The organism is Streptomyces sp. NPDC051963 (genome assembly GCF_044593495.1).
Taxonomy (GTDB): Bacteria; Actinomycetota; Actinomycetes; order Streptomycetales; family Streptomycetaceae; genus Streptomyces.
Genome location: NZ_JBIUCC010000017.1, coordinates 84,068 through 106,527, shown reverse-complemented (window position 1 = coordinate 106,527; position 22,460 = coordinate 84,068). Strand labels below are relative to the sequence as shown.

At 70.9% G+C, this 22,460-nt stretch carries 20 protein-coding genes; 10 read left to right on the top strand and 10 right to left on the bottom strand.

Features of this window, described 5'->3' with window-relative positions; all coding sequences use genetic code 11:
- Window positions 1–147: 147 nt before the first annotated feature.
- The 3 genes from ACIHFB_RS44270 (at window position 148) to msrA (ending at window position 2,398) form a co-directional block, all read left to right on the top strand.
- Window positions 148–555: a YciI family protein gene (locus ACIHFB_RS44270; RefSeq protein ID WP_400129822.1), complete on the top strand. Its 408-nt coding sequence runs from the start codon at window positions 148–150 to the stop codon at window positions 553–555.
- 16 nt (window positions 556–571) lie between these two features.
- Window positions 572–1,717 carry an RNA polymerase sigma factor gene (locus ACIHFB_RS44265; RefSeq protein ID WP_400129833.1) on the top strand — a complete coding sequence of 382 codons (1,146 nt, stop codon included), beginning with the start codon at window positions 572–574 and terminating at the stop codon, window positions 1,715–1,717.
- Between the two features lie 168 nt (window positions 1,718–1,885).
- Complete coding sequence (gene msrA, locus ACIHFB_RS44260) at window positions 1,886–2,398, top strand: peptide-methionine (S)-S-oxide reductase MsrA (RefSeq protein ID WP_365284098.1); 513 nt, start codon at window positions 1,886–1,888, stop codon at window positions 2,396–2,398.
- 63 nt (window positions 2,399–2,461) lie between these two features.
- On the opposite strand, the gene ACIHFB_RS44255 is transcribed toward msrA, so the two are convergent.
- Window positions 2,462–3,580: a hypothetical protein gene (locus ACIHFB_RS44255; RefSeq protein WP_400129821.1), complete on the bottom strand. Its 1,119-nt coding sequence runs from the start codon at window positions 3,578–3,580 to the stop codon at window positions 2,462–2,464.
- Window positions 3,581–3,713: 133 nt separating this feature from the next.
- Here ACIHFB_RS44255 and ACIHFB_RS44250 point away from each other — a divergent pair, with 133 nt between their 5' ends.
- Window positions 3,714–4,871 carry a cystathionine gamma-synthase gene (locus ACIHFB_RS44250; RefSeq protein WP_365284102.1) on the top strand — a complete coding sequence of 386 codons (1,158 nt, stop codon included), beginning with the start codon at window positions 3,714–3,716 and terminating at the stop codon, window positions 4,869–4,871.
- A gap of 7 nt (window positions 4,872–4,878) precedes the next feature.
- On the opposite strand, the gene ACIHFB_RS44245 is transcribed toward ACIHFB_RS44250, so the two are convergent.
- From ACIHFB_RS44245 to ACIHFB_RS44235, 3 genes are all read right to left on the bottom strand, one after another.
- Window positions 4,879–5,127, bottom strand: coding sequence for a hypothetical protein (locus ACIHFB_RS44245; RefSeq protein WP_365284104.1), 249 nt, complete (start codon window positions 5,125–5,127; stop codon window positions 4,879–4,881).
- Window positions 5,124–5,627 carry a sigma factor-like helix-turn-helix DNA-binding protein gene (locus tag ACIHFB_RS44240; protein ID WP_365284106.1) on the bottom strand — a complete coding sequence of 168 codons (504 nt, stop codon included), beginning with the start codon at window positions 5,625–5,627 and terminating at the stop codon, window positions 5,124–5,126. Before ACIHFB_RS44240 ends, ACIHFB_RS44245 begins: the two co-directional genes overlap by 4 nt.
- 166 nt (window positions 5,628–5,793) lie before the next feature.
- A complete protein-coding gene (locus ACIHFB_RS44235; protein WP_365284561.1) occupies window positions 5,794–6,300 on the bottom strand; it encodes a MarR family transcriptional regulator in 507 nt (168 codons plus the stop codon).
- A gap of 163 nt (window positions 6,301–6,463) precedes the next feature.
- Here ACIHFB_RS44235 and ilvA point away from each other — a divergent pair, with 163 nt between their 5' ends.
- The 3 genes from ilvA (at window position 6,464) to ACIHFB_RS44220 (ending at window position 9,739) form a co-directional block, all read left to right on the top strand.
- The gene (gene ilvA / locus ACIHFB_RS44230; RefSeq protein ID WP_400129820.1) at window positions 6,464–7,693 is read left to right on the top strand and encodes a threonine ammonia-lyase; all 1,230 of its coding nucleotides are present in this window, start codon (window positions 6,464–6,466) and stop codon (window positions 7,691–7,693) included.
- 196 nt (window positions 7,694–7,889) lie between these two features.
- Window positions 7,890–8,897, top strand: coding sequence for an ATP-binding cassette domain-containing protein (locus tag ACIHFB_RS44225; RefSeq protein WP_365284110.1), 1,008 nt, complete (start codon window positions 7,890–7,892; stop codon window positions 8,895–8,897).
- A complete protein-coding gene (locus ACIHFB_RS44220; protein WP_365284112.1) occupies window positions 8,894–9,739 on the top strand; it encodes an ABC transporter permease in 846 nt (281 codons plus the stop codon). Before ACIHFB_RS44225 ends, ACIHFB_RS44220 begins: the two co-directional genes overlap by 4 nt.
- Window positions 9,740–9,849: 110 nt before the next feature.
- Here the strand turns inward: ACIHFB_RS44220 and greA are convergent, their stop codons facing one another.
- Together greA and ACIHFB_RS44210 are read right to left on the bottom strand one after the other, a co-directional pair.
- A complete protein-coding gene (gene greA / locus ACIHFB_RS44215; protein WP_365284114.1) occupies window positions 9,850–10,350 on the bottom strand; it encodes a transcription elongation factor GreA in 501 nt (166 codons plus the stop codon).
- Window positions 10,351–10,518: 168 nt separating this feature from the next.
- On the bottom strand, window positions 10,519–10,917 hold the full coding sequence (locus ACIHFB_RS44210) for a DUF4307 domain-containing protein (protein ID WP_365284116.1): 399 nt from the start codon (window positions 10,915–10,917) through the stop codon (window positions 10,519–10,521).
- 171 nt (window positions 10,918–11,088) lie between these two features.
- On the opposite strand from ACIHFB_RS44210, the gene mca reads away from it, so the two are divergent.
- Entirely contained in the window at window positions 11,089–11,949 is an 861-nt protein-coding gene (gene mca, locus ACIHFB_RS44205) for a mycothiol conjugate amidase Mca (protein ID WP_365284563.1), read from the top strand.
- On the top strand, window positions 11,942–12,196 hold the full coding sequence (locus tag ACIHFB_RS44200) for a hypothetical protein (RefSeq protein WP_365284118.1): 255 nt from the start codon (window positions 11,942–11,944) through the stop codon (window positions 12,194–12,196). The genes mca and ACIHFB_RS44200 overlap by 8 nt, the downstream gene beginning before the upstream one ends.
- A gap of 34 nt (window positions 12,197–12,230) precedes the next feature.
- Here the strand turns inward: ACIHFB_RS44200 and ACIHFB_RS44195 are convergent, their stop codons facing one another.
- From ACIHFB_RS44195 to ACIHFB_RS44180, 4 genes are read right to left on the bottom strand one after another with little or no spacing between them, the layout of a single operon-like run.
- Window positions 12,231–13,214, bottom strand: coding sequence for a hypothetical protein (locus ACIHFB_RS44195; protein WP_365284120.1), 984 nt, complete (start codon window positions 13,212–13,214; stop codon window positions 12,231–12,233).
- Window positions 13,211–14,497 (bottom strand): CHAT domain-containing protein, encoded by a 1,287-nt coding sequence (locus ACIHFB_RS44190; RefSeq protein WP_400129819.1) that lies wholly within the window; start codon window positions 14,495–14,497, stop codon window positions 13,211–13,213. Before ACIHFB_RS44190 ends, ACIHFB_RS44195 begins: the two co-directional genes overlap by 4 nt.
- Window positions 14,498–14,501: 4 nt before the next feature.
- Complete coding sequence (locus ACIHFB_RS44185) at window positions 14,502–16,925, bottom strand: hypothetical protein (RefSeq protein ID WP_365284124.1); 2,424 nt, start codon at window positions 16,923–16,925, stop codon at window positions 14,502–14,504.
- 4 nt (window positions 16,926–16,929) lie between these two features.
- A complete protein-coding gene (locus ACIHFB_RS44180) occupies window positions 16,930–20,130 on the bottom strand; it encodes a tetratricopeptide repeat protein (protein WP_365284126.1) in 3,201 nt (1,066 codons plus the stop codon).
- 136 nt (window positions 20,131–20,266) lie between these two features.
- On the opposite strand from ACIHFB_RS44180, the gene ACIHFB_RS44175 reads away from it, so the two are divergent.
- Window positions 20,267–22,297 (top strand): thioredoxin domain-containing protein, encoded by a 2,031-nt coding sequence (locus ACIHFB_RS44175; protein ID WP_400129818.1) that lies wholly within the window; start codon window positions 20,267–20,269, stop codon window positions 22,295–22,297.
- The last annotated feature ends 163 nt before the right edge of the window (window positions 22,298–22,460 follow it).

Sequence of the window (22,460 nt, the reverse complement as noted above, 5' to 3'; positions counted from 1 at the left end):
ATACTTGGTCGCCTCCATCGCCCGAAAGGAACTTGGCCGAGAGGTCAGAAAAAAAGTTCGGCCGATGATGTCGAGAACCCGCGACCGGCTCCGTCCCCGCAGTGAACGCGACCACGATGGGTTGCACCGGTACCAAGGAGAACCACCATGGCCAAGTACCTGCTGCTCAAGCACTACCGCGGCGCCCCGGCTGCGGCCAACGACGTGCCCATGGACCGGTGGACGCAGGAGGAGATCTCGGCCCACCTGAAGTACATGCAGGACTTCGCGGACCGGCTCGAGAAGACCGGCGAGTACGTCGACGGCCAGGCGCTGGCTCCCGAGGGCACCTGGGTGCGCTACGACGGTGAGGGGCGCCCGCCGGTCACCGACGGGCCGTTCGCCGAGACCAAGGACCTCATCGCCGGCTGGATGGTGATCGACGTCGACACGTACGAGCGTGCCGTCGAGCTGGCCGGGGAGCTGTCGGCCGCTCCCGGGGCGGGCGGCAAGCCGATCCACGAGTGGCTCGAACTGCGCCCGTTCTACGGCGTGCAGCCCACCATCACGGAGTGACCGAGTGACTTCTGAGGTGAACGAGGTCCTGCTCAGGAGCCTCACGCCGAGCGTGCTCGGGATCCTCGTCCGCCGCGGAGCAGAGTTCGCGGCGGCCGAGGACGCCGTGCAGGACGCCCTCGTCGAGGCGGTCCGCGTATGGCCGGCCGACCCTCCGCGGGACGCGAAGGGCTGGCTGGTCACCGTGGCCTGGCGCAAGTTCCTCGACGCGAGCCGGGCGGAGGCCTCCCGTCGGCGGCGCGAGGACCTCGTAGACGAGGAACCGGCGCCGGGGCCCGCACCCTCCACGGACGACACACTCCACCTCTACTTCCTGTGCGCCCACCCCTCGCTCACCCCGTCGTCCGCGGTCGCGCTCACACTGCGCGCCGTCGGCGGGCTGACCACCCGCCAGATCGCCCAGGCCTACCTGGTTCCCGAGGCGACCATGGCGCAGCGCATCAGCCGGGCCAAACGCACCGTCTCCGGCGTGCGGTTCGACCGGCCCGGCGATGTCGCCACCGTGCTGCGCGTCCTCTACCTGGTCTTCAACGAGGGCTACTCCGGCGATGTCGACCTCGCCGCCGAGGCCATCCGGCTCACCCGGCAGCTCGCGGCCGCGATCGACCACCCCGAGGTGGCGGGGCTGCTCGCGCTGATGCTGCTCCACCACGCCCGGCGCGCAGCCCGGACCGCGCCCGACGGCAGCCTGGTGCCGCTCGCCGAGCAGGACCGCGGCCGGTGGGACACGAAGTCGATCGCCGAGGGCGTCGAGATCCTCCAGACCGCCCTCGCCCGCGACCGGCTGGGCGAGTTCCAGGCCCAGGCCGCCGTCGCGGCCCTCCACGCCGACGCGCTCACCGCCGAGGAGACCGACTGGGTGCAGATCGTCGAGTGGTACGACGAGCTCGCGCGCCTGACCGACAGCCCGGTCGTCCTCCTCAACCGCGCCGTCGCCGTCGGCGAGGCCGACGGACCGCGCGCCGGTCTGGCGGCACTCGCGGCGCTGGACGACTGCCTGCCCCGCCACACCGCGGTGGCCGCCTACCTCCACGAACGCGCCGGCGACCTCACGACGGCGGCCCAGCTGTACACCGAGGCCGCCCAGAAGGCCCCCAACCTCCCCGAACACAACCACCTCACCCGCCAGGCCGCCCGCCTCAACGCGGGGCGGGGGCGCTGAGGGGGCGGGCGCGGAGACGCGCGCGGAGACGGGTGCGGAATCGACGGGGACGCTCACGCGTTGAGGCCAGTGGGTAGGGGATGCCGGTGGTGTGTGGGCCGAGCAGCCCGAGCGACCGAGCTGACTGATACCCGAGTGACCGAGCTGAGAGATATTGGAGGGGTCGCAATGGCTGCGCAGACGCAGAGGGCCGTGCTGGCGGGCGGATGCTTCTGGGGGATGCAGGACCTGATCCGCCGGCTTCCGGGAGTGACCGCGACCCGGGTCGGATACACCGGTGGTGACGTGCCGAACGCGACCTACCGGAACCACGGCACGCACGCCGAGGCCATTGAGATCCTTTTCGACCCCGAGAAGACCGACTTCCGCGCGCTGCTGGAGTTCTTCTTCCAGATCCACGACCCGAGCACCAAGAACCGCCAGGGCAACGACATCGGCCTCAGCTACCGCTCGGCGATCTACTACGTGGACGACGAGCAGAAGCGGATCGCCGAGGACACGATCGCGGATGTGGACGCCTCCGGACTGTGGCCGGGCAAGGTCGTCACCGAGGTGGAGCCGGTCGGGCCCTTCTGGGAGGCCGAGCCCGAGCACCAGGACTACCTGGAGCGTTACCCCGACGGCTACACCTGCCACTTCCCGCGCCCGGGATGGCGGCTGCCCGCCCGCGCGGAGAGCTGACCGGCGGAGGCCGGGGCGGCTGAACCGGGGGCGACGTGCAGGCGCGTCGCCCCCGGTGTTGCGTCAGCGCGGCAGCGTCGCCGGGGTGCCGCCGTTCGCCTCGTAGCCCGCCACCGCCAGCGCCCGGTACACCGCGAACTCCGCCGCCGGGTCGCCGGACAGGGTCCAGGGCAGGGCACCCACATGGCCGTCGACGTGTATCAGCTGGTTCATGGCCTCGGCCCAGCGCTCGGAGCGGACCAGGAAGAAGACCAGCAGATGGCGGACGTGGGCCAGCATCGGGTCGTCGTGGCGGGCCGAGTGCACCGCGAACAGCGCGCCGTGGACCGCCTTCGTCACGACCTCGCTCTGGTAGAAGCCGCTGACCAGGTTCACCTCGGGGAGGTGCTCGAAGACCGCGAAGAGCGGCATGGCGGCGAGGAGTGAGCCCCGCGGCGCCCGGGCCGCCGCCGCCTCCGTGAACGACATCGCCAGCTCGCGCGAGCCGTGCCACTTCTCGCACCAGTAGTGCAGGGCGGCCAGGTGGGCGCCCATGTGGGACGGTGCGCGGTCCAGGATCTTCAGCCAGAGCTGCTCGAACTCCGCGCGGGGGTACGCCAGTCCGCGGGCCACCGACAGCTCGATGATGTACGGGACGGGGTCACCGGGAGCAAGCAGGGCCGCGTCGCCGCACGCCGCCTTCGCCTCCTCCATGATGATCCGGAACTCGTCCGTGCCGGGCGTCGAGGTCCGCCACGCCTGCTGCACCAGGAACTCCGCCTGCACCGCGGCGCCGCCCGCGTCCTTGGGCGCCTCGGCCCGCCACACCCGCAGCCACTGTCCGCCCGGCGTCTCGCCGACCCCGCCCGGCCGCTGGGCCAGCTCCAGCGACGCGGCGCCCGCGAAGGCCTGCACACGCTGCCAGCGCCGCTCGCCCTCCGCCTCCGTGCCCGCGAGGAGCTGCGACGCCGACCGGTGGTCCTGCGTGCGCTGCACCAGGTCCAGGACGTCCAGCAGGTCCTGGTCGGGGCCGGGCATGCGGATGTCCAGCTCCTCCTGCCGCACGAATCCGTAGTTCTCGGGGTCCGCGGCGTCAGGGTGGCCCGGCGCGACCTGTTCGATCATGCCGCGCCTGCGCCGCAGGAACGGAAGCAGCACGAAGCCGAGCAGGACCAGCGACATCAGGACCCAGAGAATCTCCATGCCTCCAGCGTTCCAGACGCCGCCGACAATTGGCGAACCTGCTCCGCAGCCCTGTGGAAAACTCGCGCGCCCGGCCACGCACGGCCCGCGGACAACACACGGCATTCCGGCGGAGCGCTTAGGCTCGGTACCCATGAGCGACAGGCACATCAGTCAGCACTTCGAGACCCTCGCGATCCACGCGGGCAACACCGCCGATCCCCTCACCGGCGCGGTGGTCCCGCCGATCTACCAGGTCTCGACCTACAAGCAGGACGGCGTCGGCGGTCTGCGCGGCGGCTACGAGTACAGCCGCAGCGCCAACCCGACCAGGACCGCCCTCGAGGAGAACCTCGCCGCCCTGGAGGGCGGCCGCCGGGGCCTCGCTTTCGCGTCCGGACTGGCGGCCGAGGACTGCCTGCTGCGTACGCTGCTCAGCCCCGGCGACCACGTGGTCATCCCGAACGACGCGTACGGCGGCACGTTCCGCCTCTTCGCGAAGGTCGTCTCCCGGTGGGGCGTGGAGTGGTCGGTCGCCGACACCAGCGATCCGGCCGCCGTACGGGCCGCCATCACCCCGAAGACCAAGGCCGTGTGGGTGGAGACCCCCTCCAACCCGCTCCTCGGCATCACCGACATCGCCGCCGTCGCCCAGATCGCCCACGGAGCGGGCGCCCGGCTCGTCGTCGACAACACCTTCGCCACGCCCTACTTGCAGCAGCCTCTGTCGCTGGGCGCCGACGTCGTGGTGCACTCACTGACCAAGTACATGGGTGGCCACTCGGACGTCGTCGGCGGTGCGCTGATCGTCGGCGACACGGCCCTGGGCGACGAGTTGGCCTTCCACCAGAACGCGATGGGTGCGGTCGCCGGGCCCTTCGACTCCTGGCTGGTGCTGCGCGGCACCAAGACGCTGTCGGTGCGCATGGACCGGCACAGCGAGAACGCCACGAAGATCGCCGACATGCTGACCCGGCACGCGCGCGTGACGCACGTGCTGTATCCCGGGCTGCCCGATCACCCCGGTCACGAGGTCGCCGCCAAGCAGATGCGGGCGTTCGGCGGCATGGTCTCCTTCCAGGTCGAGGGCGGCGAGGAGGCGGCCGTCGAGGTCTGCAACCGCGCCAAGGTGTTCACGCTCGGCGAGTCCCTGGGCGGCGTCGAGTCGCTGATCGAGCACCCCGGCCGGATGACCCACGCGTCCGTCGCCGGCTCGGCCCTGGAGGTGCCCGCCGACCTCGTGCGCCTCTCCGTGGGCATCGAGAACGTCGACGACCTCCTCGAAGACCTCCAGCAGGCGCTGGGCAAGTAGGTCGGGGTCACCAGCCCGTGAGCGGTGGAGTCGTCTCCGACGGCGGCTCCACCCACGGGCGGGCCGTCAGCGCCCACACCAGGAACGCCACCGACGCCGCGAACAGCAGCAGCCACATCACCCGCCGGGCCACGATCCTGCGGCGCAGCATGCGGCCGCCGCGCCGCACGACGTCCGCGTAGAGCTCGGGCGGCACGGGCGGCGGGCTCTGCTCCAGGAGCTGCCGTGCGGCGGCTTCACGATCGGGGCGGATCATGACTGCGTCACCTTCGCTCCCAGGGCCGCAGGTGCCGGTCCGCGTGGTGGATGGAGCAGTGTCGTCGTCGCGCGGTTGCAGATCGCGCGGACGCGTTCCGTGGGCAGGCCCAGCAGTGCCGCCGTCTGCTCCTCGGCGACCCCCTCGTACAGCCTGAGGACCAGGATCAGCCGTTCCTGCGGAGTGAGGTGGGCGAGCCGGCTGCCGGGGTGCGGGCGGGCGCGGCCGAGTCCGCCGTACTGGTGCCAGGCCCCGCGCGCGAAGCGGGTGGCGAGGTACAGGCGGGTGCGGTCGTACGGGTCCTCGCCGCGCAGCCGGTCCCAGGACGCGTAGGTGTGGGCGAGGGCCAGGGTGAGCAGGCGTCGCGCGCGTGGGTTGTCGCCCGGGGCCTCCGCCGTGAGGAGCGTGGCGGCATGCAGCAGCCGCCCTGCCGCGCCCGCGACGAACGCCTCGAACTCCCGGGCCCGGCGGGCGCCCTGGGACGCCTGCCCTTGTCGCACCACGCCTCCCGCCCCTGAGGAATGACGGGGTCCGGGCCACGTACGGCCGGCGAAGCCGGGTACGACGACGAGGCCCCGGTCTCATATGAGGCCAGGGGTGGCCCCACGGTCAAGACTCAGGCGGCACGCGCGCGTGGACGCGGCGCGGCAGAGGGCGGTACGCGGTTCAGGAGGCCGTCGGCGGCTCGGCGCCCGGCAGGCCCTGGAGGGCCATCCGCGCGGAGAGCGCGCTGTTGAAGCGCGTGAGGAGCGTGCAGAACGCCTCGCGCTCCTCCGGCGTCCAGTCGTGTGTCAGCTCGTCCATCAACTGACGCCGTGACGAGCGCACTTCCTCCAGCCGCGACAGTCCGCGCGGGGACAGCTGGAGCACCACGGCCCGTCCGTCCTCCGGATGAGAGGTGCGCTTGACGAGCCCGGTGTCGACGAGCGGTGCCACCTGCCGGGTCACCGTGGACGAGTCGATCCCCATGCTCGCGGCGAGCGCCTTGACGCCCATGGGGCCTTCCTTGTCGAGACGGTTGAGCAGCAGGTATGCGGCGCGGTCCATGGAGTTGCGCACCTGCCCGACGCCGCCGAGCCGGGTCTGCTCGGCACGGCGGGCGAACACCGCCACCTCGTGCTGGAGCGCGTCCAGGAGACCGCTGTCACCGACGGTCGTCATGTCCATCGACATTTCAGGTGTTGTGGGCATGGCCGGGGGCTCACTTCATGAAAGGGGTGCTGGGTTGGGGGACAGGGTACGCGGCCGGGCGGCGGGTCGTACCGGCGCTGCGCAAACCGGTCTCGGAGGTTGGTCACAGCTCAGTCCCGCGGCTGTGAACTGCGATGCTTGAGTCATGAGCTACAGCACGGCTGACTCCTTGTGGCCCGTCACCCTCGACGATGTACGCGGCGCCCAGAAGATGCTCACGGGCGTGGCGCGGGTGACCGTGATGGAGGGCAGCAGGCATCTGACCCAGCTGGTCGGCGCTCCGGTGCACTTCAAGTGCGAGAACCTCCAGCGCACGGGCTCGTTCAAGCTGCGCGGCGCGTACGTCCGTATCGCCGGGCTGCTGCCCGAGGAGCGGGCGGCCGGTGTCGTCGCCGCGAGCGCCGGCAACCACGCACAGGGCGTCGCCCTGGCGTCCTCGCTGCTCGGCGTGGGTTCCACGGTGTTCATGCCGAAGGGTGCCCCGCTGCCGAAGATCAGCGCCACCCGGGAGTACGGCGCCGAGGTGCGCCTGCACGGCCAGGTGGTCGACGAGACGCTGGCTGCCGCGGAGCGGCACGCGGCCGAGACGGGCGCGGTGTTCATCCACCCCTTCGACCACCCGGACGTCATCGCGGGCCAGGGCACGGTCGGGCTGGAGATCCTGGAGCAGTGCCCCGAGGTGCGCACGATCGTCGTCGGTATCGGCGGTGGCGGGCTCGCGGCCGGCATCGCGGTCGCGGTGAAGGCGCTGCGTCCCGACGTACGGATCGTGGGCGTGCAGGCGGCGGGCGCGGCGGCGTATCCGCCCTCGCTGGCGGCCGGGCGGCCGGTGGCCGTGGAGAAGCCGGCGACGATGGCCGACGGCATCAAGGTCGGGCGGCCCGGCGACGTGCCCTTCGGGATCATCGGAAATCTGGTGGACGAAGTCCGCACCGTCACCGAGGATGAGCTGGCCACCGGGCTGCTGCTGTGTCTGGAGCGGGCCAAGCTGGTCGTCGAACCGGCCGGGGCGAGCCCGGTCGCGGCGCTGCTGAGCGATCCCGGCGCCTTCGAGGGCCCGGTCGTCGCGGTGCTGTCCGGGGGCAACGTCGACCCGCTGCTGTTGCAGCGCGTCCTGCGGCACGGCATGGCGGCGCAGGGCCGCTTCCTGGCCGTACGGCTGCGGCTGACGGACCGGCCGGGGGCGCTCGCGACGCTGCTGGGGGTGTTGTCAGTGGTGGACGCTAACGTCCTCGATGTGAGCCACGTACGGACCGATCCACGGCTCGGGCTCACGGAGGCGGAGGTGGAACTGCACCTGGAGACGAAGGGCACGGAGCACTGCACCGAGGTTGGCCAGGCCCTGCGTGAGGCGGGCTACACGGTCATCGGCTGAGGTCGGAGCCGGTCGCTCACTCGTCCGAGTAAATCCCTTGAGAGACGCGATACATCGCGTTATGGTGTGTCTCGGGTCACTCGACAGGCGCCGCCGACCGGTCATCAGGCGGAAAGCAAAGCGCGCATACCCAGTCTTTTCGAAGAACTCGAACTGACAAACCCCTGACTTGTCCCCAACGACGTGGAGAACTCACATGCCAGGCGCCATCTATGCCGAAGGCCTGGTAAAGACCTTCGGTGACGTAAAGGCACTGGACGGCGTCGACCTCGATGTCCCCGAGGGCACGGTGCTGGGCCTGCTCGGGCCGAACGGCGCGGGCAAGACGACGACCGTCCGCTGTCTGACGACCCTGCTGCGCCCCGACAGCGGCTCCGCGGTCGTCGCCGGCATCGATGTGCTGAAGCACCCCGACGCCGTACGCCGCTCGATCGGCCTGTCCGGCCAGTTCGCCGCGGTCGACGAATACCTGACCGGCCGCGAGAACCTCCAGATGGTCGGCCAGCTCTACCAGATGAAGGCCAAGGCCGCCAAGGCCCGGGCCGGCGAGCTGCTCGACCAGTTCAACCTCGCGGACGCCGCCGACCGCACCGCGAAGACCTACTCCGGAGGCATGCGCCGCCGCCTCGACCTCGCGGCCGCCCTGGTCGTCTCGCCGCCCGTGATGTTCATGGACGAGCCGACGACCGGCCTCGACCCGCGCAACCGCCAGCAGCTGTGGGAGGTCATCAAACAGCTCGTCTCCGGCGGTACGACGCTGCTGCTGACCACCCAGTATCTGGAGGAGGCCGACCACCTCGCGCACGACATCGCGGTGGTCGACCAGGGCCGTGTCATCGCCCGTGGCACCTCCGACCAGCTCAAGGCCCGCACCGGCGGCGAGCGCGTCGAGGTCGTGGTGCACGAGCGCGAGCACATCACCACCGCCGTCGAGGTGCTCGCCGGCTTCGGCAAGGGCGAGACCACCGTCGAGGAGCACACCCGCAAGCTCACGGTGCCCGTCACCGGCGGCGCCAAGCTCCTCGCCGAGGTCATCCGTGAACTGGACGTCCGCGGCATCGAGATCGACGACATCGGCCTGCGCCGCCCCACCCTGGACGACGTGTTCCTCTCCCTGACCGGCCATGTGGCGGAGGTCAAGGACGAGGGGACCGCCACCGAGGGCCCCAAGGACCGCCGTAACAAGAAGGAGGCAGCCAAGTGAGCGCCGTCACGGACGCCGCGCCCGTCGCGGCCCCCGCCCACCCGTTCGGCCAGTCCCTCCGGGACTCGCTGGTGGTCGGCAAGCGCAATCTGATCCGGATGTCCAGGATCCCCGAGATGGTGATCTTCGGACTCATCCAGCCGATCATGTTCGTGGTGATGTTCAGCTACGTGTTCGGCGGTTCCATGAACATCGGCGGCACCACGGACTCCGGTGTCTACCGCGAGTTCCTGATGGCCGGCATCTTCGCCCAGACCGTCACGTTCGCCACCGCGGGCGCCGGCGCGGGCATCGCGGACGACATGCACAAGGGGCTCATCGACCGCTTCCGCTCCCTGCCCATGGCGCGGGGCGCGGTGCTGACCGGGCGGACCTTCGCCGACCTGGTGCAGACCGCGCTCACACTGCTCGTGCTCGCGATCGTCGCCCTGCTGGTCGGCTGGCGCACGCACACCAGCATCGGTGAGGTGCTCGGAGCCTTCGGGCTGCTGCTCCTGCTCGGATACGCGTTCACCTGGATCGGCGCGCTGATCGGCCTCTCCGTGAGCACGCCCGAGGCGGCCACCTCCGGCGGACTGATCTGGCTCTTCCCGGTCACGTTCATCTCGAACGCGTTCGTGGACTCCGGCAATCTGACGCCCTGGCTTCAGCACGTCGCCGACTGGAACCCCTTCAGCGCCACGGTCCAGGCCTGCCGCGAGCTCTTCGGCAACCCCGGGGTCTCCACCTCGGACGCCTGGCCCATGCAGCACCCGGTGTGGGCGTCGCTGATCTACTCGGTCCTGATCATCGTCGTCTTCCGGACGCTGGCGGTGCGCAAGTACCGCTCGGCCACCGCCTGAGCGGCACAGGGATGAACCCCGACCGGGCATGACGAAGCCCCCGGCGCTTCAGGGCAGCAGCCGGGGGCTCGTCGAAAAATCCGGTCCTGAGGGTGGGCGATCCGACCGGGTCAGCCGTTGTACGGCTCGGCCTTGAGGATGGTCACGGAGGCCAGCTTGCCGTTCGGCAGCTCGTACTCCGCATCCTCGCCGACCTTGTGGCCGATCACGCCGGAACCCAGCGGGGACTGCGGCGAGTACGTCTCGATGTCGGCGCTCGCATACTCGCGCGAGGCGAGCAGGAAGGTCGTCGTGTCGTCCTCGTCGCCGTCGAAGGCGATCGTCACGACCATGCCGGGGGCCACCGCACCGTCCGCCGATGCCGGCGCCTCGCCGACCTTGGCGTTCTCCAGGAGCTGGGTCAGCTGGCGCACACGGAGCTCCTGCTTGCCCTGCTCCTCCTTGGCCGCGTGGTACCCGCCGTTCTCGCGCAGGTCGCCCTCCTCGCGCGCGGCCGCGATCTTGGCGGCGATCTCCGTGCGCGCAGGACCAGACAGGTACTCCAGCTCGGCCCTCAGCTGGTTGTACGCCTCCTGGGTCAGCCAGGTGACGTTCTCGCTGGTCTGGGTCACAGGTGCTCCTCGTAGGTACTGGGAATACAAAGCATCGCCCTACCCAGAAGAATGTTCCTTCTCGGAGGGGCGAAACCACGAGCCTAACAATTCAGCGGCGGAAGGGGGAGGACATAAGGCATCAGAATCACGTCAACGCAGGTCAGCCACTACGTATTGAGAGTGACCTCAGTCGGAGTGGCAGCCCAGAAGCTCCGCGGTGGTGCCCTGCGACGTGGTACGGAGCGTGACGACCTTGTCGATGCGGGTGGCGTCCCCGTCGAAGTGGAAGTCCGCCCGGCCGACCTCGGCGCCGTTCTCCGCCTGGGAGCGCACGGTGCAGTAGCCGTCGGTACCGGCGTCCTTGTGCACCTCCAGATGCACCTGCACCGTGTTCTTCGTGTGATCGAACTCGATCACCTCGGCGCTGATCTTGTTCTGGCCGACGTAGTAGTACGCGAAATACCCGATCAAGGCGACCAGCGCCGCGCCCAGCACCAGGGCTGCGACCCTGAGCTTGCGGTCGGCACGCTCGTCCGAGGAGCGGCCGTAGCGGCCCTCGGGAAGCCGCGTGCTCGCCGTGCTCATGATCGTCCTCTCGCCGGGGGACGGGACGAAAGTCCCGCATGGGGCTCCGGGACGGGGCTCCGGAATTTTTCGCCCTCCGATTCGGTCACTATAGAAGCCTCCGATTGCGCCCCCACACACCGGGCGCCGACTTGACTTGAGGATTGAGTCTTGACTGACCAGTTGCGACTGATGGCCGTTCACGCCCACCCCGACGACGAGTCGAGCAAGGGCGCGGCCACCATGGCCAAGTACGTGTCCGAGGGGGTGGACGTGCTGGTCGTGACCTGCACGGGCGGGGAGCGCGGCTCCATCCTCAATCCGAAGCTCCAGGGCGACAAGTACATCGAGGAGCACATCCACGAGGTGCGCAAGAAGGAGATGGACGAGGCCCGCGAGATCCTCGGCGTGAAGCAGGAGTGGCTCGGCTTCATCGACTCCGGCCTGCCCGAGGGCGACCCGCTGCCTCCCCTCCCCGAGGGCTGCTTCGCCCTGGAGGACGTCGACAAGGCGGCCGGCGAGCTGGTGAAGCAGATCCGCTCGTTCCGTCCGCAGGCCATCACGACGTACGACGAGAACGGCGGCTACCCCCACCCCGACCACATCATGACCCACAAGATCTCGATGGTGGCGTTCGAGAGCGCGGCGGACACCGAGAAGTACCCGGAGCAGGAGTTCGGTCCGGCGTACCAGCCGCTGAAGCTCTACTACAACCAGGGCTTCAACCGCGCGCGCACCGAGGCGCTGCACCACGCGCTGATCGAGCGCGGCCTGGACTCGCCGTATGGGGACTGGCTCAAGCGCTGGGACGACTCGGAGATGAAGGACCGCACGCTCACCACGCATGTGCCGTGCGCCGAGTTCTACGAGATCCGCGACAAGGCGCTCATCGCGCACGCCACGCAGATCGACCCCGACGGCGGCTGGTTCAAGGTGCCGCTGGATCTCCAGAAGGAGGTCTGGCCGACCGAGGAGTACGAGCTCGCGAGGTCTTTCGTCGATACCTCCCTCCCCGAGGACGACCTCTTCGCGGGCATCCGCGACAATGCCTGACATGAGCGCAAGCGCAAGCCAGGCAATGACACACCTCGCCACCCTCGCCGCCGAGGTCGACGAGGACAAGGTCACCCCCGGCGTCCTCGGGTTCATCGTCTTCGCGGCGATGGCCCTGGCGGTGTGGGCCCTGATGAAGTCGATGACCCGCCACATGGGCCGGGTCACCTTCAAGGAGTCCGGGGAACCGGGGACCGCGGAGGCCGGCTCCGAGGCCACCGCCCCGGCCGGACCGAAGGCCGAGTAGCAGGGCTGACGTCCCGCGCGGAGCCCGTCCGCCCTCACCGGCAGTGGTCGGCCAGGGACAGCAGCAGATGGGCGGACTCCGGCCGCAGATGGTCGGAGTGGGCACCCGCGGGACCGCGCCCGCGGACGAAGACGTCGCTCGCGTCGACGCTGACGAAGCGGTGGTCGAGCGCCGCGAGCGGATACGGCTCCCCGGGCGGCAGCATCCGGATCGCCGACACCGGCACCGGAGCGGTGCCGATACCGGCATGTCCGACGCCCGCCCGCTTCTCGGCCCGCAGATGCCAGAACCCGGTGGCGCGGTCGTGCTGTGAGTACGTCGCGACCACCGGCCCGCGCAGGGGTGCCTCGGCGAGTGCGGTGAACGTGGCGGCGAAGGCGTCCCGGCCCGCGGCCATCTGCAACAGCAGCATCGAGTCCACGGTGAACGGCCGCCCGTGCGGCCGCGGTGTGCTCCACCCCAGGGTGAGCGGCTCGTCGCCCGCCGCCCACTGCACCGCCTCGCACAGCAAGCGGCAGCCGAAGGAGTGGCCGACCAGGTGCAGATACTGCCCCTCCCGGTTGGCGAGCACAGGCGGGGCGGCCGGGTCGGGACGACGGGCGTCCAGACAGCCCAGGAGACGGCCGATGACGCGGGCCGCATGGCCCCGCGTACTCATGGCATGGGCCCGGTCACGGATACGGCGGTAGCCGCCGAGGGACGGCCATGAGCGCGAGGGCCAGCGGATCACCAGGACCCAGGGGACCCAGGACTCCAGGCGCCGGTAGGGGCGGGGGTACGAGGTGTACTGCTGCGCCGCCAGCGTCAGCAGCTGCCGGCCGGCCGTGAGTGCCGCGTCCGGCCTGGTCTGCCAGCCGTGTACGTAGACGAGCAGATCGGTGGCCCAGCTCGGCGGGGCGAGTTCCTCGGCGAAGTGGTCGTCGAGACGGTCCTCGGGGACCGGGCGCGGCCCCCGCGCGGTGTCCTCCAGAAGCCGGCCGTCCGGGTCGAGGTCGACGACGTGCGCGTCCGGAATCATGCGGGCGTCCCCTCGGGCGCGGCCCGCTCCAGACGGGCGTCCATGCCGCAGTGCAGGGCGTAGCCGAAACCCAGCGGATTGCGCAGGTGGTCGGCGAAGTGCCGGGCGACGGCGTGGGCGACCGCGCCCGCCGTCTCGGTGCCGGGCAGATAGCGGGTCAGGAACTCCAGGGCGTACTCGGCGGCGAAGGCCTGCGGCATCTCCAACTGCGGGCCCAGGATGCCGCGCGCACCGGTCTCGATGAGCGCCCGTCCGAGATAGGCGAGGTCGGCGTTGCCGGGCAGGCCCGCGTAGCAGGCGTTGAGCAGGACGAACGGCTGGAAGGGGGCGCATTCGGTGCGGGGCGGGCGGTGGGCGCGGACCGTGTAGGCGTCGATGGGACGCCGATCGGTCAACCTCACGACCAGGTACGGAGGTTCGGGTTCGGCGGTCTCGAAGTGGCCGTGGCACCAGAAGTACATGAGCTGCTCGTCCAGCGAGGAGTCGGCGAGGGCCTGCTCCAGTTCCCTGCGGGTGGTCCGCTCGGCGAGGGTGGTGTTGCGGGCGAGCAGCTCCGCCACCTCGGCGGCCCGGGTTCTGCCCCTCGGATCGACATGCGTGTCGTGGTTGAGGCTCACGGCCGGGACGGCGGGAGGGAGATGCTCGCGGGTGTCGGCGATGCCCGCGTAGTAGCCGCCGGTCTGCTCGATGTGATGACGGTGACCGAGGAAGCGGTGGAAGACGCCGGGGAGCCCGGGTTCGTCCGTCGCGTCGGGCGGGAGGCAGAGCATCGGCCAGGGAATGAAGAGATCGGAGTCGAAACGGACCCGCAGGGGGGGCTCGGTGCGCAGGGCCTCGATGAGGAAGCCGCGGAAGAGCTTGACCGGCTCACCGACCCCGCCGAGCAGTACGTCCAGGAACAACTGGGTGCCGTAGGCCGCGAGTTGGGACACCGCCGCCAGCAGCTCGTCCTGGGGCTCGCCGGTCAGGTCGACGAGGGTCGCGTACGGGTGCAGGGAGCGGCCCGACGCGTCGAGCGCCGCCACTGCGACGAACTCCTCCCGCCACAGACGGCGCAGCCGCGCGGTGACGGAACGTACCTCCGTCGGTGACGCCTCCAGGAACGTCTTGTGCTCGGTGCCGCTCAGCGCGGGCACCGCCGGGCCGTGCATCCGGGCGAGGATCCGGTCCTCGCCATGGACGTCGAGCCCGATGACCAGGTCCGGGGGCGGGACACGGGCGGGCAGGCGGGTGAAGCCCTGGCTCGGATCCTGGACGATACGGACGGGGAGTTCGCGGGCCACCTGGTCAGGCCCTCCGTCCGGGTGCGGACGACAGGTACGGGGCGCCCTCGAGGGTGCGGGTGACGTCGATGTCCGTCTCGATCTGCTGAAGGACCGTGCTGGTCTCCGCGTCCTCGATGGTGAAGCGGATGCGGTGGTGGCCGACGATGCGGGGAGTGAAGCGGAAGAGCGTGGTCGAGTCGACCGGGACGGCGTGCACGGGTTCGACCTCGGCGTACGTCAAGGGGGTCGCACGAGCCGTCAGAGGAGGGGTGGTCCAAGGGTGTTCCGGGTCGGTCTCGATCCGGAGGGTGACGCGGGCCGCCGAGCCGACGGCGGGCGAGTCGTCGAGGAGCGTGAGACGGACGTGGGCGGCGGGACGTAGGTCCTCGGGTTGGGCGCGGTCGGTGAAGACGCCGGGTTCGGGGACGAGATGGCGGATGGTGTGGGGAGCCATGAGCAGGCCGGTACGCCCCTCGACGCCGGCGAGGACATGGCGCGGGTAGAAATCCGCGAGCCTGCGCAGGACCTGGAGCGGAAGCGTGCCGTCCTCGCCCACAGCCGCCCACTGCACACCCGCGACATCGCCGATCGCCTCGAAGAGCCGGGCCGCACGGTCGAGCAGCGGTCGGGACTTCACCGCGTCGCGATTCCGGAGCGCCGTTTCGAGCAGCCCCCAGGCCTCTCCGTTGCTGCACCCGGCGCGTGTGAACTCGTCCGGGACCCGAGAGCTCCTGCCGGGGCCGGGCGACAGCGTTCCACGATGGTGCGCCGTCCAGGCAGAGCCCAGCAGGTCGGGCAGATCCTCGAACAGGCGGGCCGCCCGGTCCAGAGCATCCCGTGCCGCACGACGGTCATGGTGGGCATCCGCGTGGGCCACCCCGAGCAGGAGCCACGCCCAAGCGGCCCCGCGCACGTCATCGTGCTTCTCGTGAGCCCCGGGCAGCGCTTGTAGCTCTCGCAGTACGTCCGGTTGCGGGCCCCGCACGAGGAGGTCCACCCGGCACAGCTCCGTGTGCGCCCACGCCGTACCCACCACGTCGCCCACGTCGCGGAACATGTGCCAGGCCGCTTCGAGGCGTTTGCGGGCCTCCTCCATGTCACCCCGCATCAACCGCAGCCGCCCGTAGTGGAAGACGGCCCAGGCTTCGCCGGAGATGTCGCCGCGCACCTGGTGGGTCTCGATCGCGCGGCGCAGCAACCGGCCGACGTCGCTCGGCTCACCCCGGTCGATGCGGATCGCCGCACGCGTGTGCAGGGCCCAGCCGTCGAGCACATCGGCCGGGAGGGTGTCCAGCGTGGCCTCGGCCTGGAGCAGCCGGCCCATGTGGTACTCGGTGACGGCCAGTTCGCGGACGGCCTCCGGGGTGCCGATGCCCGTCAGCACCTCCGCCGCTTCCTGCAGCTTTCCCTCCCGCCTGGCGGCCATGGCGAACGGGATCCTCAGCGCGTCCGGTGAGCTGTCCGTCTCCCGGAGCCCGGCCCGCAGCATCAGCAGCGGAATCCCGGCGTCCTCCAGGACGAGTTGGTGCGCCAGCCGGACAGTGAAGCGCGGGGCGTTGGGATCGTCCGCGCGCAGAAGCCGTAACGCGAGGTCGACGTAGGGTTCGGCCGCGTCTGCCAGCATGCCGGGAACGTCCAGCAAGGAATCGGCGAGTGCGGAGTCCAGCAGTCGGCTGGTCTCCTCGGCCCAGTGGCGGCCGTGAATACGGGTGGGACGCGCGCGCACGCTCGGACGGATCGCGTACCAGCCGGCGCGGGGCTGGTGCAGGAAACGATGGCGGAGAAACCGGTCGAGCGTCTCGCGCCACTCGGTGCGGGTCAGCTCCCCGCGAGGAGCGAAGTCCGCCGAGAACTCGGCTCCCTCCCATGCCACGAGGGCATGGAAGAGGTCCGCTTCCTCGGGTTCGAGCTGTGCGAGACCGCGCCTCACGACGGCCCGGTCCGCGGCCTCCTCGACCCCCGCGGTCACCTTCCGGCTCAGCACGCGCGGACCGCCGACCGCCTGGGCGGGGGGTGCCAAGGACGTGGCGAGTACGAGCCCGTCCGTGCCCGCGACCCACCGGGCGGCCATCCGCAGCAGTCCCTCGCCCAGCGGGCCGACCGGCAGATCGTCGAGGACGATCACCGCGGACTCGTACCGCAGACGTTCCCTGCAAGCCCACACGGCATCGCCGCCCGGATGCGCGGAGGGCATGTCCAACAGTCCGTCAGTCAGACGGAGTCGAGACTCTCCCATGGCCAGGCACAGCCGCAGTGCCACCCGTTCCGGATCGGCGGACCGGTTGTCGAGGTCGAGCCAGTGCACGGACAGACGGTGCGCCGAGGCATGCTCCTGCGCCGTCTTCCGGGCCAGCACGGACCTGTCGGCGCCCGGCGGCCCGTACAACACGATCACCGGCGGGTCGTCGGCGTGCTCCCCGAGATCAGCTGCCCACGGCTCGCTCACCCGCTCAGGCCTCCGTCCGCACAGCCACCCCCATGACCTCCCGAGCATGCCTCCCCGGCACCATGCCCAACCGCCAAGCCTGCCAGCCGGCTTCGAGGTTCACGCCCCGTTCCAGCAAGAGGGTGTACGCCTCGACATAGTCGTCCAGTTTCTCGTCGCGACCCGTGTGCCTTGAGCGGGACAGCTGGGCCAGCTCCTCCTGGGCCACGGCCGTGCCGATCTCCACCCCGCCCGGAGCGGCGTACGGCAGCAGCGTGCAACGCAGGAAGCGGGCCCAGTCCTCGCCGCGGCGGTCGCCGTACGACGTGAAGAGGCCCACGGCCTCGTCGCACAGGGCCAGCGCCTGCTGGGTACGGGTGTTGCCCGCGTCCACCACCGCCAGCTCCAGACAGGTCCATGCCTCGCCGTGCGCGACGCCGATGCGCTGGAAGTCGGCGCGGGCGTCCACCAGGAGCTGGCGGGCGAAGCCGGAGTTGCGCAACGAACCGGTCTGGGCGGCCCGTTGGTCCCGGGTCGCCCGCGCCGAGTGGTGACGGGCGCAGGCCAGCCCGTACACGTCCCGCATCCGGGAGAACATCGTCCGGGAGCGCTCCAGTTCGCGGACCGACAGGTCCAGGTTGCCGGTCTCCTCCAGGGCCTGGCCGAGGTAGTACACCGACCACGCCTCGCCCCGCGCGTCCTCGTTGTCCCGGTGCCGTGCCGCCGCCTGGCGCAGGCCGTCCACCGCCTGGGACGGGTCGCCGGCCACGAGCCGGGCGCGGGCCAGCTGGGTCAGCGCCCAGGCCTCGCCGCGGGCGTCGTGGGTGCGGCCGTAGAGGTCGAGGGCCGTGCGGAGTTCCGACTCCGCGCGCGGTACGTCGCCCATGCGCAGCGCCAGTTGGCCGAGCTGGAAGTGGGCCCACGCCTCGCCGTGCACCGACTCGCCCGCGCGGTGCAGGACGAGGGATTCATTGAGGAGCTCCATCGCCTGGGACAGATGCGCCCGGTCCCGCTCCACCGCGGCCAGCGCGTGCATCGTCCAGGCCCGGTCCGTCGCCAGCTCCGCGGACGCCTGGAGGTCCAGGGCCTCCTGGAGCTTGGCCGCGGCATCGGTGAGGTTGCCCTGGTGATGGAGGGTGATGCCCAGCGAACACAGGGCCCGGGCAGCGCCCGCGTCGTGATGCGCCTCCATATAGAGGTCGACCACCGAGGCAAGGGTGGTGCGCGCCTTGTCCAGCTCGCCCAGCTGGCGGGCCGCGATACCCGTACGCCACTGCACCGACCGCACCAGCAGGCCCTGGTCGACGGCCTGCGCCAGCTCGCTGATCTCACCCAGGCGGTAGAGGTCGCCGCGCAGCAGGCAGTAGTCGCACAGGGCGCCCAGCAGATTCAGCACCGCCGCCTGGTTGACGCCCTCCGCCTGCCGCAGGGCCGCCGTGATGAAGCTCGACTCGTCGTCCAGCCAGCGCAGCGCCTCGTCGAGGGAGGTGAAGCCGTGCGGGCTGAAGCGGTCCGAGCGGGTCGACATGTTGCCGTCGACCAGGCGCAGCACCGAGTCGGCCAGATCGGCGTAGTTCACGATCAGGCGCTCCTGCGCCGCCGTACGCTCCGCGGGCTCCTCCTCGTCGAGGAGCCGGGCCTGCGCGAAGGCGCGGACCAGGTCGTGCAGGCGGTAACGGTTGCCGCGCACGTGATCGATGAGGCCCGAGTCGGAGAGGGCGACGAGATGGCGGGTCGCCTCCGCCTCGCCCGTCGCCAGCAGCGCCGCGGCCGCCGCCGCGCCCAGGGACGCCCGGCCCGCCAGCGCCAGCCGGCGCAGCAGACGGCGCGTCGCCTCGGGCTGGTCGGTGTAGCGCAGCCACAGCACCCGCTCGACCGGTTCCACCGGGCCGTACGCCGCCAGGTCCGCCGCCAGCGCGCGCGGTGAACGCGGGCCGAGCGAGGAGCCCGCGACACGCAGCGCCAGTGGCAGTCCACCGCACAACTCCCGGATCCGGTCCGCCGATTCGGCGTCGTACGGGCCGGAGGCGTCCTGCGCCGTCGCGCCCAGCAGCTCCTCCGCGCCCGCCGAGTCCAGCGCCTCGACCGGCAGCTGATGCACCCAGGCCGGCAGATCGGCGGGCAGGTCGAGGGCCTTGCGGGCGGTGACCAGGACCAGGCTGTCGGAGCGCTCGGGGATCAGCGTGCGGACCTGCTCGGGATCCGAGGCGTCGTCCAGGATCACCGTGACGGGCAGGCCGGTCAGATGCTGGTGGTACAGCTCGGTCAGCCGCTTGAGGTGCTGGTCTGGGGAGGAACGCTCCCGGAACAGCAGCTGCTCGCGCGGCGCACCGAGACGATTCAGCAGGTGCAGCAGGGCGTCCCGGGTGGTCAGCGGCGGCTCCTCCGCGGTGTCGCCGCGCAAGTCCACCACGCAGGCCCCGCGGAACTGGTCCTTCAGGTCGTGCGCCGCCCGGATCGCGAGAGTGCTGCGACCGCTGCCGGGCGCCCCGTGCAGCACGACCACCGTCGGCCTGGTCTGCGTACTCGCGCGGGCCGCCTGCACCCACTGCCGGATCCGCGCCATGTCGGCCCGGCGACCCGCGAACGGACCCACCGGCTCCGGCAGTTGACCGAAGGACTGCTCCAGCACACTCCGCCCGCGCGCCGCCGCGCTCTTGTCCGTACCGCGCAGCTGCGGCCCCTTCTTCTTCGGGCCGGTGGACGCGGTGATCACCCGCTGCTGGTCGAGCCACGGGCGGATACCGCGCACCTCCAACGCCGTCAGCCACTGCAACCGCAGCTGCTCGGGCCCGCCCGGCTGACCGACGGCGCCCGCGCGATGGTGCGCGGCCGGCAGATGCGACCCGGCGACCTTCACGACGGTGGCCGCCGCACCCACCACCCCCACGGCCACACCCGCGCCGATCGCCGTCCCGGTGTCCGTGCCGAGCACCAGGTCGGCGACCGCGGCGGCGACCGCGGCGACACCGGCCACCATCAGCGGCGTACCGCCACCCTCCCGCGCATACCGCTGCCCGAACCCGATCCGCCCGGCCTCCGCCTCGTCCAGCGCGCGCGTGTACGCCTCGTACTCCTCCACGGCCTTCTGCGCCATGGCGTCCAACGCCCCGCGCGCCCGCGTCATCAGCACCTGACCGTCGGTACGCCCGCCCGAGCGCCGTACCTCTTCCTCCACGGCCCGAGCCAACAGCCGCTCGGCCTCCACCCGATGGCTGTCCCGCATGTCATGTCCCCCTCCGGCGGCAATGGTTCTTGGTCAAGTGTGCTGCGGACCGGGCTCCCTGGGGAGAGGGCCGGGAGATCAAGCTCAGGTTGTGTGCTGTCCGGTGTTCCCCGGGTACTGCGGCAGGATGGACCACATGCCGAACCGACTGGCCCAAGAGACGTCCCCCTATCTCCTCCAGCACGCCGAGAACCCCGTCGACTGGTGGCCCTGGTCGGCCGAGGCCTTCGCGGAGGCCCGGGAGAGCGGCAAACCGGTCCTGCTCAGCGTCGGCTACAGCAGCTGCCACTGGTGTCACGTCATGGCTCACGAGTCCTTCGAGGACCAGGAGACGGCCGACTATCTGAACACCCACTTCGTCAACATCAAGGTCGACCGCGAAGAACGCCCCGACGTCGACGCCGTCTACATGGAAGCCGTCCAGGCAGCCACCGGTCAGGGTGGCTGGCCCATGACCGTGTTTCTCACACCCGAGGCCGAGCCGTTCTACTTCGGTACGTACTTCCCGCCCGCGCCCCGGCAGGGCATGCCGTCGTTCCGGCAGGTGCTGGAGGGGGTGCGCAGTGCGTGGGCGGACAGGCGGGACGAGGTGGGGGAGGTTGCCGGGAAGATCGTGCGGGACCTTGCGGGGCGGGAGATCTCCTACGGCGACAACCAGGCGCCCGGTGAGGCGGAGCTGGCGCAGGCGCTGCTCGGGCTGACCAGGGAGTACGACGCGCAGCGCGGGGGATTCGGCGGTGCGCCCAAGTTTCCGCCGTCGATGGCCGTCGAGTTCCTGCTGCGTCACGCGGCCCGCACCGGTTCGGAGGGCGCGCTCCAGATGGCGGCCGACACTTGCGAGCGCATGGCGCGCGGTGGGATCTACGACCAGCTCGGCGGCGGGTTCTCCCGGTACTCCGTCGACCGGGAGTGGGTCGTTCCGCACTTCGAGAAGATGCTCTACGACAATGCGCTTTTGTGCCGTGTCTACGCCCATCTCTGGCGCGCCACCGGCTCCGAGCTCGCCCGTCGCGTCGCTCTCGAAACGGCCGACTTCATGGTGCGTGAACTGCGCACGAACGAGGGTGGGTTCGCCTCGGCGCTGGATGCCGACAGTGATGACGGGAGCGGGAAGCATGTCGAGGGTGCCTACTACGTCTGGACCCCCGACCAGCTCAGCGAGGTGCTCGGTGAGGACGCCGACCTCGCCGCGCACTACTTCGGCGTGACGGAGGAGGGGACGTTCGAGGAGGGCTCCTCTGTTCTCCAACTGCCGCAGCGCGAGGGTGTTTTCGACGCGGCGAAGGTCGACTCGATCAAGCAGCGGCTGCTCGTTGCGCGCGGGAACCGGCCCGCTCCGGGCCGCGACGACAAGGTGGTGGCCGCCTGGAACGGGCTGGCGATCGCCGCGCTCGCCGAGACCGGCGCCTATTTCGACCGTCCCGATCTGATCGAGGCCGCGGTCGGTGCCGGCGATCTCCTTGTGCGGCTGCACTTGGACGACCATGCGCAGATCGCCCGTACCAGCAAGGACGGGCGGGTCGGGGCGAATGCGGGGGTGTTGGAGGACTACGCGGATGTGGCCGAGGGTTTCCTCGCGCTGGCGTCCGTGACGGGGGAGGGGGTGTGGCTGGAGTTCGCCGGGTTCCTGCTCGATCATGTGCTCGCCCGGTTCGTCGACCCGGAGTCCGGCGCGCTGTTCGACACGGCCTCCGACGCCGAGCGGCTCATCCGCCGGCCGCAGGATCCGACCGACAACGCCGCGCCCTCCGGCTGGACCGCCGCGGCCGGTGCCCTGCTGAGCTATGCCGCCCAGACGGGCGCCGAGCCCCATCGCGCCGCCGCCGAGCGGGCGTTGGGTGTCGTCAAGGCGCTCGGGCCGCGGGTGCCACGGTTCATCGGGTGGGGGCTCGCCGTCGCCGAGGCTCTTCTCGACGGGCCGAAGGAGGTCGCGGTCGTGGGTCCGTCCCTCGACGACGAAGCCACAAGGGCCTTGCACCGTACGGCACTTCTCGGCACCGCCCCCGGTGCGGTCATCGCCGTGGGCACTCCGGAGAGTGACGAACTCCCGCTTCTGAAGGGCCGGCCGCTCGTCCAGGGCGAACCGGCGGCATACGTCTGCCGTAACTTCACCTGTGACGCGCCGACGACCGATGTCGAGCGGTTGCGCGCCACGCTGAACGGCTGAAAAAGGAGCAGAGGGGTGCATTTCGGCGCGGTCGGATTGCGTACGTGTTCGGATGTGTCCCGCTAGTGGCACCCCCGTTCCGAAACAAGCTATTTATCGGAGCAAGCTTCTGGCTTCACAGTTCCCCCCTAACCTCTCCACAGTGACGCGGCGGGAGTGACTC

Coding starts and splice junctions, on each gene's coding strand:
- ACIHFB_RS44270 (WP_400129822.1), top strand. CDS start 148: ATGGCCAAGTACCTGCTGCTCAAGCACTACCGCGGCGCCCCGGCTGCG.
- msrA (WP_365284098.1), top strand. CDS start 1,886: ATGGCTGCGCAGACGCAGAGGGCCGTGCTGGCGGGCGGATGCTTCTGG.
- ACIHFB_RS44255 (WP_400129821.1), bottom strand. CDS start 3,580: ATGGAGATTCTCTGGGTCCTGATGTCGCTGGTCCTGCTCGGCTTCGTG.
- ACIHFB_RS44250 (WP_365284102.1), top strand. CDS start 3,714: ATGAGCGACAGGCACATCAGTCAGCACTTCGAGACCCTCGCGATCCAC.
- ACIHFB_RS44245 (WP_365284104.1), bottom strand. CDS start 5,127: ATGATCCGCCCCGATCGTGAAGCCGCCGCACGGCAGCTCCTGGAGCAG.
- ACIHFB_RS44235 (WP_365284561.1), bottom strand. CDS start 6,300: ATGTCGATGGACATGACGACCGTCGGTGACAGCGGTCTCCTGGACGCG.
- ilvA (WP_400129820.1), top strand. CDS start 6,464: ATGAGCTACAGCACGGCTGACTCCTTGTGGCCCGTCACCCTCGACGAT.
- ACIHFB_RS44225 (WP_365284110.1), top strand. CDS start 7,890: ATGCCAGGCGCCATCTATGCCGAAGGCCTGGTAAAGACCTTCGGTGAC.
- ACIHFB_RS44210 (WP_365284116.1), bottom strand. CDS start 10,917: ATGAGCACGGCGAGCACGCGGCTTCCCGAGGGCCGCTACGGCCGCTCC.
- mca (WP_365284563.1), top strand. CDS start 11,089: ATGGCCGTTCACGCCCACCCCGACGACGAGTCGAGCAAGGGCGCGGCC.
- ACIHFB_RS44200 (WP_365284118.1), top strand. CDS start 11,942: ATGCCTGACATGAGCGCAAGCGCAAGCCAGGCAATGACACACCTCGCC.
- ACIHFB_RS44195 (WP_365284120.1), bottom strand. CDS start 13,214: ATGATTCCGGACGCGCACGTCGTCGACCTCGACCCGGACGGCCGGCTT.
- ACIHFB_RS44180 (WP_365284126.1), bottom strand. CDS start 20,130: ATGCGGGACAGCCATCGGGTGGAGGCCGAGCGGCTGTTGGCTCGGGCC.
- ACIHFB_RS44175 (WP_400129818.1), top strand. CDS start 20,267: ATGCCGAACCGACTGGCCCAAGAGACGTCCCCCTATCTCCTCCAGCAC.